Below are 11,741 nucleotides of genomic sequence, written 5' to 3'. Positions count from 1 at the left end.
CCAGATCTCCTCGCCCTTGGGCCCGACCACCACCGCAGTCTGCGGGCCACGGACGATCGGCAGCGGAGTGGTCGGCAAGGGGCGGTAGGCCTGGCCGGCATCGATGCAGTCCAGCTCGCTTTCGAACTGCGCGCCCACCCCGCCGCCGCCGGTCTCGTAGAGTTCCTGGACCACCCGGTAATCGGCACCGACCACCAGGTACTCGCGGTTCTGGTCCTCGCGCGGGTAGCCGCTGAGCTTGAACAGGTGGCCCGAACCGAGGCCGCGGGCGCGGCCGCGCAGGCGCACCCGTTCGTAGCGCGCCTGCAAGGCTTCGATACGGGTCCGCGCGTACTGCTCGCCGTCCTGGCTCTGCACGTATTCGCCGGGGTAGTCGTACAGCGGGTAGTCGGCCGCCGCGTGCGAGCGGGCGATGTTCGAACGCACCTCCAGGCGCGCGCCGGGACGCTGGAAGTCGTAGTCGTTGAGGCTCAGTGAGCCGGACTGCACCTCGCGCGCCATGTGCCAGTCGTAGAAATGGTCGCGCTCGCGCTGTTCCAGGGTCGGCGGGTAGTAGGGCACGCTGGCGTAGTTCGGCGGGCTCTGGTGCGCGCCGTAGGCGTCGGAGAGCACCAGGATGTGGCGGCTCTGCTCANGCGCGCCATGTGCCAGTCGTAGAAATGGTCGCGCTCGCGCTGTTCCAGGGTCGGCGGGTAGTAGGGCACGCTGGCGTAGTTCGGCGGGCTCTGGTGCGCGCCGTAGGCGTCGGAGAGCACCAGGATGTGGCGGCTCTGCTCATGGCGGAACCAGTAGTAGATGCCTTCCTGCTCCATCAGCCGGCTGACGAAGTCGAAACTGGTCTCGCGGTACTGCACGCAGTATTCCCACTCGCGGTAGGAGCGGCTCAGGGCGTCCTCGAAGTCGGAGAAGCCGAGGTCGCGGAACACCTGCTTGATGATGTCCGGGACCTTCTGGTTCTGGAAGATGCGGCAGTCGGAGGTGCGCGTCAGCAGCCACAGCCAGGGGCGCAGGGTGACCTGGTAGCTGGCGAACTGGCCGTTGCCGGATCCCTGGCTGCAAGCGGCGACGATGCCGTGGAAATGCCGCCGGCTGCCGTCGTGCAGTTCCAACGCCAGGCTGGCCGGCTTGCCCAGCAGCCCGTCGAGTGGCAGGTCGGGGTTTTCCGAGATCAGTTCCAGCTCGTAGGCGAACGGCCGGCCGAGCTCTTCGCGACCCTCCATTCGCTGCAATTGCAGGACCTCCGCGCCGAGCGGACTGTCGACCCGGACCAGGCGGGTCTGTTGCGCAAGTGCCATGAAATCATCCTTGATCCACGTCCATCACTGGCGCCGTTGGAGCGGCACCACCCAAGCAGCATAGGCGCGGATGCGGTGGAAAGGGGAGATGCGTGACACAGATTCCGACGAGCGCCCCGACCGACGGCGAACAGGCAGAAGGCCATCACGAAAGGCCGCTTCGGGCCAGGAAAGCCTTGATTCGCGAGCAACATTCCGTAAAGCTTTTGTCCAGCAATGACTCACTCAGAATCCTAGGGAAGGGGTTAACACAGTGACGCTCTATCGCCTCCACGAAGCCGATCTCGAGATTCCCGATGCCTGGCAGGACCAGAGCATCAACATCTTCAAGCTCCCCGCCAGCGGCCCCGCCCGCGAAGCCAGTTTCGTCATCAGCCGCGACGCCAGCCAGGGCGACGCGCCGTTCGCCGACTATGTCGCCCGCCAACTGGAAAACGCCGAGAAGCAATTGCCCGGCTTCAAGCTGCACAAGCGCTGGGACATCAACATCCACGGCCACGCCGCCGTGCTCCTCGACTACCAGTGGCAGCGCGAGGGCCGCGACCTGATGCTGCGCCAGGTATTCATCGAGCGCCGCCCGGCGGTGCTGATCACCACCCTGACCACCACCCCGGCTGACCTGCCGCACCACGAGCCGGCCTGGAAGCAGGCGATGCAGACCCTGGTCCCGCGCCCGACCCCTAGCTGATCCGAGTACCGACGCATGGATGCGCAAGCCGCCGCCCGACTGGGCGATGAGATAGCCCACGGTTTCGGTGTCGCCGCGATGGTCGCCGGAGCCGTGGCCGGAGCCCTGATCGGCGCCGCCGTGGTCGCCGCCACCGCCGCCACCGGCGGCCTGGCCGCGGTGATCCTGGCCGGTTCGATCGCCGCCGGCGGGCTGTCGATGTTCCAGATCGTCAAGGGCCTGACCACCATCTTCGAGCTACCCGAGCCGACCACCGGGGTGCTCATACGCGGCAGCTTCAACGTCTACGTGAACAGTCGCAACGCGATGCGCGCCGGCGACGACGTCTCCGCCACCTGCAGCGGCCTGCCGCTGAACCATCCGCTGTGGCCGTTCCCGGTGCTGATCGCCGAAGGCAGCGCCACCGTGTACATCAACGGCAAGCCGGCGGCGCGCCTGCAGAGCAAGATGGTCTGCGGCGCGCACATCAAGACCGGCAGCCAGAACACCTTCATCGGCGGCCCCACCGAGCGGGTGGCCTTCGTCCTCGATCTGGAGGAATGGCTGCACACCGGCCTCGAGGCGCTGGGCCTGGCGGCCCTTGCCGGCGGCCTGCTGCTGGCGGCGATGGCCGGGGTCGCGGCGCTGGTTGGAGTGGTCGCCATCGGCGGCCTGATGATGGGCGGCATGGCCCTGCTCGGCGACCTCGGCGACCGCCTCGGTCCCGGCTACCGCGACCTGTTCCAGGGCGTGGCGGGGATGGCATTGCTGGGCTTCGGGCCGAAACTCGCCGGTCGTCGTCCGGCAGCGGTGACCTCCGAAACCGTGCAACGACGCGCCTACCTGAACAACAAGTTCGGTCGTTCCGGCAACCTCGACCACGACATCAACTACCGCGGGAATCGTGAAACCGCCGCCAAGTTCTTCAAGTCGAAGGACATCGATCCTGCCGATGCCGAGTCGTACATGAACGGCCTGGACTTCAACCATCCGGTCCGTGTGGAAACCCTCGCGCCCGGCAAGAACCTGTGGCAGTACCAGTCCCCCGGAGCGCCGCAGGGCAACTGGTATACACTCAGCCCGCGCGTGCAGCCCACGGAGCTGGGAATCAACCCCATGGGCACCAACCGGGCGGCGAACACCATCGAACCCAAGGTCCTCAACTCCTACAGGACGACCCAGAAGGTCGAGGTCCTGCGCAGCACCGCTGCGCCGACCGATGACTTCTGGTCGGTAAAGGGACAGTCATATCCCGCCAAAGGCGGCGCGCAACAACTGTTCTCCAACGAGAAAGGCTCCTTCGGTCTGCTTCCCCGGGAGGGATCATGACACCCATCGAATACATCGACCGCGCTCTGGCGCTGGTCGTCGACCGGCTGGCCCGCTATCCGGGATACGAGGTCCTGCTGTCCGCGGAAAAGCAATTGCAGTACATCAGGTCCGTCCTGCTCGACCGCAGCCTGGATCGTTCCGCACTGCACCGGTTGACCCTCGGCAGCATCGCCGTGAAGGAATTCGACGAAACCGACCCGGAACTCTCCAGGGCCCTCAAGGACGCCTACTACGTCGGTATACGCACTGGCCGCGGCCTGAAAGTCGATCTGCCCTGAGCGCAACACCATCGGTCTTGAGCGACCGCCGCTTCTGCCTGGCGAGGACATGCGCGAATCGTCAAGGCTCCCGCGGCGTCCCGCCCAAGGGCGGGCAGCCAGGATGCCGCCGCCTCAGCCCTTCGCCGGCGGCGGAAACATCGCCTGTACCTGGCCGTCGATGGTGCCCTGCACGCCCTTGCCCTTGGCGTCGACCTCGCTGGCGCCGCCGGAATTGAGGTCGAGGCGGCCGCCGGTGTCGATGTTGCCGTTGCCGCTGGCGTAGAGGTTGAAGGCGCTGCCGGAGATATTGATGGTGCCGTCGGCGTTGAACTCCACCACGCTCTTGCCGCAGACCAGGCGGATCTGCGCGCCGGCCTCGATCAGGTAGGTGCCGGTGACGCTGTCGCTCTTCGCCCCGCCCACCAACAGGGTGTCGTTGAGCTTCACCGCGCGGGTGCGGTTGTTGCCGATGCGCGCCAGCTCGTCGTGGCCGATGCTCTTGTTGCGGTCGTGGCCGACCGACAGCGAGGCATCGTTCTCGACCAGGTTGTCCTGGTTGCGCTCGGCGTGGATGTATAACTGCTCGGCGCCCTTCTTGTCCTCCATGCGGATCTCGTTGAAGTTGGCCGGCGTGCCGCCCTTGCTCGAACGGCTCTTCATCCCGCTCTGGGTGGCGTTCGCCGGCAGCTCGTAGGGCACCGTCTGCTCGGCGTTGTAGACCCGCCCGGTGATGATCGGCCGGTCCGGGTCGCCTTCGAGGAAGCTGACGATCACTTCCTGGCCGATCCGCGGGATCTGCATCGAACCCCAGTTCTTCCCGGCCCAGGCCTGGGACACGCGAATCCAGCAGGAGCTGTTCTCGTTCGACTGGTCGTGGCGATCCCAGTGGAAGTGCACCTTGACCCGGCCGTACTGGTCGGTCCAGATCTCCTCGCCCTTGGGCCCGACCACCACCGCAGTCTGCGGACCCCGCACCACCGGTACCGGAGTCTGCGGCAGGAGACGGAACGACTGGCTGGCGTCGATGCAGTCCAGCTCGCTCTCGAACTGCGAGCCGGCGCCGCCGCTGCCGGTTTCGTAGAGTTCCTGGACCACCCGGTATTCGGCGCCGACCACCAGGTACTCGCGGTTCTGGTCATCGCGCGGATAGCCGCTCAGGCGGAACAGGTGCCCGGCGCCGATCCCGCGCACCACGCCGCGCAGGCGCACGCGCTCGTGCTGCGCCTGGATCGCCTCGATGCGGTTGCGCGCGTACTGCTCGCCGTCCTGGCTCTGCACGTATTCGCCGGGATAGTCGTACAGCGGGTAGTCGGCCGCCGCGTGCGGCCGGGCGATGTTCGAACGCACCTCCAGGCGCGCGCCGGGGCGCTGGAAGTCGTAGTCGTTGAGGGTCAGCGAACCGGGCTGGACCTCGCGTGCCATCTGCCAGTCGAAGAAGTGGTCGCGCTCGCGATGGCCGAGGGTCGGCGGGTAGTAAGGCACGCTGGCGTAGCCACCCGGGCTGCGATGCGCGCCGTAGGCGTCGGAGAGCACCAGGATGTGGCGCTTCTGCTCATGGCGGAACCAGTAGTAGATGCCCTCCTGTTCCATCAGCCGGCTGATGAAGTCGAAGCTGCTCTCGCGGTACTGCACGCAGTATTCCCACTCGCGGTAGGGGCGCGTGAGGGCATCCTCGAAATCGGAAAAGCCGAGGTCGCGGAACACCTGCTTGATGATCTCCGGCACGCTCTGGTTCTGGAAGATGCGGCAGTCCGAGGTACGCGTCAGCAGCCACGGCCAGGGCCGCAGGGTGGCCTGGTAGCCGGCGAACTGGCCGTGCCCGGCCACCTGGCTGCAACGCGCGACGATGCCGTGGAAGAAGCGCCGGCTGCCGCCGGGCAGCTCCAGGGACAGGCTCATCGGCTTGCCGAGCAGCTGTTCCAGCGGCAGGTTGGGGTTTTCCGAGACCAGGTGCAGCTCGTAGGCGAACAACCGTCCCAGTTCCTCGCGTCCCTCCATGCGCTGCAACAGCAGCACGTCCGGCCCCAGCGGGCAATCCACCTGGACCAGGCGGGTCAGTTGCATCAATCCCATCGACGGTTCCTTCTACTGCTCTGCGTGTCGCCGGTTGTCACTCGGCCTCGGCGAAGTCGTAGTGGAACTGGTTGTCGCGGCTACTGATACGTACCCCGGCCAACGGCTTGCCTTCGAGCATGCGGGTGAGGAACTCGCGGCTCATGTCCGGCAACAGCGTGTTGGTGAGGATCGCGTCGATCATCCGGCCGCCGCTCTCGGTCTCGGTGCAGCGCGAGACGATCAGGTCGACGACGCCCTCGTCGAACTCGAACGGCACCTTGTGGGTCGCCTCCACGCGCTTCTTGATCCGCCCCAGTTGCAGGCGCGAAATGGCCTTGAGCATGTCGTCGCTGAGCGGGTAGTAGGGGATGGTCACCAGGCGGCCGAGCAGCGCCGGCGGGAAGATCTTCAGCAGCGGTTCGCGCAGCGACTTGGCGATGGCTTCCGGCTCGGGCATCAGTTCCGGATCGGCGCAGAGGCTGGCGATCATCTCGGTGCCGGCGTTGGTGGTGAGCAGGATCAGGGTGTTCTTGAAGTCGATCACCCGGCCTTCGCCGTCCTCCATCACGCCCTTGTCGAAGACCTGGAAGAAGATCTCGTGGACATCCGGGTGGGCCTTCTCCACTTCATCCAGCAGCACCACGCTGTAGGGCTTGCGGCGTACCGCCTCGGTCAGCACGCCACCCTCGCCGTAGCCGATGTAGCCGGGCGGGGCGCCCTTGAGGGTGGAGACGGTGTGGGCTTCCTGGAACTCGCTCATGTTGATGGTGATGACATTCTGCTCGCCGCCGTACATGGCCTCGGCCAGCGCCAGCGCGGTCTCGGTCTTGCCCACCCCGGAGGTGCCGGCGAGCATGAACACGCCGATCGGCTTGCTCGGGTTGTCGAGGCCGGCGCGGGAAGTCTGGATGCGCTTGGCGATCATCTCCAGCGCGTGGTCCTGGCCGATGATGCGCTTCTTCAGGTGCCGGTCGAGGTTGAGCACGGTGTCGATCTCGTTGCGCGCCATGCGGCCGACCGGGATGCCGGTCCAGTCGGCGACCACCGAGGCCACCGCCTGGTAGTCCACGGTCGGCAGGATCAGCGGCTCTTCGCCCTGCAACGCGCTCAGTTGCGCCTGCAGTTCGGCCAGCCGCGCATGCAGCGCCTGGCGCTGTTCCTCGTCGAGACGCGCCTCGCCTTCGCCCAGCGGCGCGCCGCCGGCGTCCACCGCTTCGGCGGCGGCGCGCAGACGGGCGCGGGTCTCCAGCAGTTCGTCGACCAGGCGTTTTTCCTCGGCCCAGCGCTGCTCCAGGGCGGCCAGGCGCTCGCGCTCCTCGGCCAGCAGGGTCTCGGCGTTGCGCTGGCGTTCGGCGGTGGCGACGCCGATGGCGCTCTCGCGGCGGATGATCGCCAGCTCGGTTTCCAGCGCCTCGATGCGCCGGCGGCTATCGTCGACCTCGGCCGGCACCGCGTGCAGGCTGATGGCGGTGCGCGCGCAGGCGGTATCCAGCAGGCTCACCGACTTGTCCGGCAGTTGGCGCGCCGGGATGTAGCGGTGCGACAGCCGGACCGCCGCCTCCAGCGCCTCGTCGAGGATCTGCACCTGGTGGTGCTTCTCCATGGTCGACGCGACGCCGCGCATCATCAGGATGGCCTTGTGCTCGGACGGCTCGTCCACCTGCACCACCTGGAAACGCCGGGTCAGCGCCGGGTCCTTCTCGATGTGCTTCTTGTACTCGGCCCAGGTGGTCGCCGCCACGGTGCGCAGGGTGCCGCGCGCCAGGGCCGGCTTGAGCAGGTTGGCGGCGTCGCCGGTGCCGGCCGCGCCGCCGGCGCCGACCAGGGTGTGGGCTTCGTCGATGAACAGGATGATCGGCTTCTCGGAACTCTGCACGTCTTCGATCACCTGGCGCAGGCGCTGCTCGAACTCGCCCTTCATGCTCGCCCCGGCCTGCAGCAGGCCGACGTCGAGGGCGCGCAGTTCGACGTCCTTCAGCGCCGGCGGGACGTCGCCGGCGACGATGCGCAGGGCGAAGCCTTCCACCACCGCGGTCTTGCCGACGCCGGCCTCGCCGGTGAGGATCGGGTTGTTCTGCCGGCGGCGCATGAGGATGTCCACCAACTGGCGGATCTCCTCGTCACGCCCGACGATGGGGTCGAGCTTGCCGCTGCGGGCCTGCTCGGTGAGGTCCACGGTAAAGCGCTTGAGCGCCTCCTGCTTGCCCATCGCGCTCGGCGCCAGGGCGCCGCTGGCCTCGCCCGGGGCGGCGCCGGCGTTGAAGCCGTCGCTGGCCGACAGGCCGTTCTCCGGCGAGGCGCCGACGTACTCGTCGAAGCGCTCGGTGAGCGCCTCGACCTTGAGCTTGGCGAATTCCGCCGACAGCCCGGTGAGGGCATGGCGCAGGCTCGGCGTCTTGAGGATGCCGATCACCAGGTAGCCGGTGCGCACCTGGCTCTCGCCGAACATCAGGCTGCCATAGACCCAGCCGCGCTCCACCGCTTCCTCGACATGGGAGGACAGGTCGGTGATCGAGGTCGAGCCGCGCGGCAGGCGGTCGAGGGCCTCGGTCAGGTCCTTGGCCAGGCGCGCCGGGTCGATCCCGGACTGGCGGACGATCTGGTGCAGGTCCGAGTCCGGCAACTGGAGGATCTGGTGGAACCAGTGCACCAGCTCGACATAGGGATTGCCGCGCAGCTTGCAGAATACCGTGGCGGCCTCGATGGCCTTGTAGGCCAGGCTGTTCAGCTTGCCGAACAGCGCAACGCGACTGATCTCACTCATGTTCCTTCTCCTTGTGCTCGTGCGGCCGCGCAGTGGCGTACTGGCGGGCCAGCAGTAGATCCCTGGCGTCCTGGCCGGGATCGCCCAGCCAGGTGTTGAAACCGAGCCGCCCGCCGCCCTGCAGGCCCAGCGGGGGTACTTCGTGGCGTTGCAGGACCAGGTTGACGTCCCAGTCCAGCTCCTCGCCCAGGTATTCGGCGACCCAGGCGGCCAGCTCGACGAAGTGGTCGCCGTCGGGCAGGAAGCGCTGGTATTGATCGAGGTCCAGCGGCCCCAGGCGCAGGCGGAACTTGTGCTGGCGGTCCCAGACGTGGGTGCCCAGGCAGACGTCCATGCCCAGGCTCGTCGAGTCGACGCCGAGGCGGCTGCGCTCGGGCAGCTCCAGCCATTGGCCGACGTATTCCTCGACCGCCACCGGGACCTCGAAATACTCCGCGAGGATCACCCGCAGGCCGTCCGGGTAGCGGGTCTGCGCGGCGAGGTGGCCGGTGTAGTAGTAGCGTGCGGTGTCCGCCAGCGGCTCGCGCCCCCGCAGGCTCGGCATGCCGCGCCCGGAGAGCGCGGCGAGACGCGCCGACCAGTAGTCGTCGTCGATCCGGTCGTGGCTGATCTCCGGCCGCGCCTCCGCCCAGGCCCGGTAGAACAGGGTCAGCAGGCGGTGGTGGAAGACGTCCATGAAGCGCTTGAAGGTCGCGTCGTTGACGTTGCGCTGGCGTTCCCGGGCGTATTCGGTGAGGTGCAGCGGCAGCGGCCCGTTGGGGCCGGTGAGGCCGAAGAAGAACTGGTCCAGGCGCGGCGTCGCGGCGGTGCCGATGTGGCTCACCGAGGCCAGGGTCGAAGGCGCGAAGGTACAGTCGGGCTTCTGCCCGAGGCGCAGCGGATCGTCCGCCAGCCGCACCGAATGACCGAGGCGCGGCAGTTGCGGCGACTCGCACTCGATGCGCCGCAGCGCCTGGAAGAAGTCGTAGTCCCAGGGCGCCGCCGCCATCCCGGCGAGCAGGTTCAGAGGTTCGGACGGCTGCCCGGCTTCGCCTGCCATCTCATCACCTCGCCCCGTTCGCCGGTGCGCAGCACCGTCTCGGTAAAGCTGTTGATCGACACGTAGCGTGCCAGGAAGCGCTCGAACACGGCGCCGAGGAGGAACACCCCGGTGCCGCGGAACGCGTTCTCGTCGAAGTCCAGGGTGATCTCCAGGCCACGGCCGAAGACGATCGGCCCGGGCATCGGCAGGCGCCGCGTGCAAGGCTTGCTGCTGACCTCGCGCAGGCCCTCGATCTGCAGTTGCAGCGCCGGATCGCCGCTGTCGCCGTAGAGCCGCAGCAGCTCGCGCAGGGCGGCGGCGCCCTGGCCGCGCTCGGCCAGCGACAGGTAGTTCAGCGACAGCTGGCTGATCAGCCGCCAGGCGCTGGCATCGTGGGCACGGCTGGCGCGCGGCCGGCTCGGTCCGGCGAGGCAGCGCACCTGCATGACCGGGGCGCTGTCCTCCAGGGTGAAGTCGCTCTTGTGCGCGCCGATCGGCATGAACAGCGGCAGGTCGCGGTTGGTGCACAGCGCGGCGATGCCGAGCTGGCGCAGGTCGTGGCGATAGGGCGCCTGGTTGGCGTCGACCAGGGCGACGAAGGTCTCGCTGCCGACGTAGGTCGAGCGCGGGCCCTTGCGCCGCTGCTTGCTGGACAGCACGCGCGGTTCGCGGCGCACGCTGAAGTAGGCCTGCTCGCGGCCGTAGCGCGCCGGGTCGCGCACCGCGTAGAACGGTTGGAAGGGTTGCTCCGGACCGCTGCCGTGGCCGCTCACCTGTTGCAGCGAATGCACCTCGAAATCCAGCGGACGGGTGCGGTCGACGATCACGTGATGCTCGTTGACCCGGTCGGACAGGTGGATGCGGTCGCAGCGGCGCGGGAACAGGTTGATCGCCGGGGTGCAGAACGGCACCAGTTGCTCCGCGTCCACCGTGCCCTCCAGGCGCTGGTCGTGCTTGCCGAACAGCACGACCAGTTCCAGCTCCTCGCCGTGGCATCGACGCAGGGCGCGGTTCAGGCCGGAGAACTCGACGAACAGGAAGCGCGCCGGCAGGGCAAAGTATTCCTGCAGCAGGCGGTAACCCTGGAACGCCCGCGGCACCACCGGCAGCAGCGCGTCCTCGTCGTCGAAGCCACGCGCACGCAGGCTGCTCGTCGGCAGGCGTTCGACCCAGGCATTGTCCGGGGCGCGGACGAACACCGCGCAGGCGTTGCCGAGCAATTGTTCGTAGAGGCGGTAGGGTTGTTCGTCGGCGCCGTGCAGGTAGAGCGGCAGGGCGTCCAGCGACAGGCTGTCGAACGGGATACCGGCGCCGCTGCGCAGGCGGATGCGCAGGCCGGCCTTGGCCCGCGGCTCGCTGGCGGCGAGGCGGCCGAGCACCGCGGCGGGATTGCCGAAGTAGTCGGCCTGGGCCACTTCCAACGGCCACAGGGTCACCGGGTGGGCGGTGCGGTATTCGCAGGCGGTCTGGTCATCGGGGCCGAGCTGGCCGCGCAGGGAGGCCCCGCGCTCGACGCTGAAGCCGCTGCTCAGGGCGCCTTCGTTGGGGTCCGGGCGCAGCTGCACCACGGTCATCGACGGAGTCGGCGCCAGGTAGTGCGGGTAGGCGATTTCCAGCAGGTTGTGGGTGAAGGTCGGGTACTCCGCGTCGAGCTTCAGCTGGACCCGCGCGGTGAGATAGGCGAAACCTTCCAGCAGGCGCTCGACGTAGGGGTCGGCGCACTCGAAGCCGGACAGCGACAGGCGCCCGGCGATCTTCGGGAACTCCTCGGCGAACTCCGCGGCGCTTTCGCGGATGTGTTGCAATTCCTGGTTGTAGTACTCGAGCAGGCGCGGGTTCATGTACGCCTCCGCTCGCCCTGGGCGACGCGCACGTGGCCGGTCTCCAGGTCCAGGTTGGTGGTCAGCAGCAGGCGCAGCGGCGCCGGTTCGGCCCAGAGATCACCCTCGATCTCGAAGCTCAGGGCGTTGTGGTCCATCTCGCCGGGCAGCAGTTGCGCGCGCACCCGCAGCGAAGAACGGATGATGCGCGGCTCGAAGGTGGCGATGGTCTCGGTGAGCAGCGCCTCGATGGCATGCACGTCGACGCTCGACGCGGTGTGCCCGGCCAGCGCCGGCAGCCCGTAGTTGAGCACCGAGTTGCCGGCCGGCATCCGTGCGGCGGGGCCGTGGTCGAACAGCGAAGTGGTGTTGAACAGCCACGCCAGGTCGCGCAGCACCGAGGCCTTCAGCTGGCTCAGGGTCAGCACCCGGCGCTCCGCGGCTTCCTTGAGGTTGCCCGGCTCGTCGTCGGTGAGGCGGTCGAGCAGCGACGGCTGCAGGCGCTCCTGGAGGGTCAGTTCGGCCAT

At 68.1% G+C, this 11,741-nt stretch carries 8 protein-coding genes and 2 pseudogenes; 3 read left to right on the top strand and 7 right to left on the bottom strand.

What is annotated here, in order from left to right; genetic code table 11:
- Positions 1-633, bottom strand: a pseudogene (gene vgrG1b, locus LT948_RS33220) (type VI secretion system spike protein VgrG1b); the annotation flags it as partial.
- A 14-nt stretch (positions 634-647) separates the two neighbouring features.
- Positions 648-1,295, bottom strand: a pseudogene (gene vgrG1b / locus LT948_RS33215) (type VI secretion system spike protein VgrG1b); the annotation flags it as partial.
- A gap of 253 nt (positions 1,296-1,548) precedes the next feature.
- Between vgrG1b (LT948_RS33215) and eagT6 the strand changes: the two are divergent.
- The 3 genes from eagT6 to LT948_RS27050 are packed head-to-tail and all read left to right on the top strand — an operon-like array spanning position 1,549 to position 3,572.
- Entirely contained in the window at positions 1,549-1,983 is a 435-nt protein-coding gene (gene eagT6 / locus LT948_RS27060; protein WP_003083692.1) for a type VI secretion system effector EagT6, read from the top strand.
- A 15-nt stretch (positions 1,984-1,998) separates the two neighbouring features.
- On the top strand, positions 1,999-3,291 hold the full coding sequence (tse6, locus tag LT948_RS27055; RefSeq protein ID WP_073657488.1) for an NAD(P)+ glycohydrolase Tse6: 1,293 nt from the start codon (positions 1,999-2,001) through the stop codon (positions 3,289-3,291).
- A complete protein-coding gene (locus LT948_RS27050; RefSeq protein WP_003104961.1) occupies positions 3,288-3,572 on the top strand; it encodes an immunity protein Tsi6 family protein in 285 nt (94 codons plus the stop codon). The genes tse6 and LT948_RS27050 overlap by 4 nt, the downstream gene beginning before the upstream one ends.
- A 114-nt stretch (positions 3,573-3,686) precedes the next feature.
- Here the strand turns inward: LT948_RS27050 and vgrG1a are convergent, their stop codons facing one another.
- Genes vgrG1a through tssE form a run of 5 tightly spaced genes read right to left on the bottom strand, consistent with a single transcriptional unit; the run spans position 3,687 to position 11,741 of the window.
- Positions 3,687-5,618 (bottom strand): type VI secretion system spike protein VgrG1a, encoded by a 1,932-nt coding sequence (gene vgrG1a / locus LT948_RS27045; RefSeq protein ID WP_073646568.1) that lies wholly within the window; start codon positions 5,616-5,618, stop codon positions 3,687-3,689.
- Positions 5,619-5,664: 46 nt separating this feature from the next.
- Positions 5,665-8,373 (bottom strand): type VI secretion system ATPase TssH, encoded by a 2,709-nt coding sequence (gene tssH / locus LT948_RS27040; RefSeq protein WP_003136970.1) that lies wholly within the window; start codon positions 8,371-8,373, stop codon positions 5,665-5,667.
- Positions 8,366-9,412, bottom strand: a complete 1,047-nt coding sequence (gene tssG / locus LT948_RS27035; RefSeq protein WP_023098300.1) for a type VI secretion system baseplate subunit TssG — start codon at positions 9,410-9,412, stop codon at positions 8,366-8,368. Before tssG ends, tssH begins: the two co-directional genes overlap by 8 nt.
- Positions 9,376-11,235, bottom strand: coding sequence for a type VI secretion system baseplate subunit TssF (tssF, locus tag LT948_RS27030; RefSeq protein ID WP_003083676.1), 1,860 nt, complete (start codon positions 11,233-11,235; stop codon positions 9,376-9,378). Before tssF ends, tssG begins: the two co-directional genes overlap by 37 nt.
- Positions 11,232-11,741: a type VI secretion system baseplate subunit TssE gene (tssE, locus tag LT948_RS27025; protein ID WP_003111625.1), complete on the bottom strand. Its 510-nt coding sequence runs from the start codon at positions 11,739-11,741 to the stop codon at positions 11,232-11,234. The genes tssF and tssE overlap by 4 nt, the downstream gene beginning before the upstream one ends.

The sequence above is a fragment of the Pseudomonas sp. CP-1 genome (assembly GCF_021213715.1).
Classification (GTDB): Bacteria; Pseudomonadota; Gammaproteobacteria; order Pseudomonadales; family Pseudomonadaceae; genus Pseudomonas; species Pseudomonas aeruginosa.
This window is presented reverse-complemented; position numbering and strand designations above follow the sequence as displayed.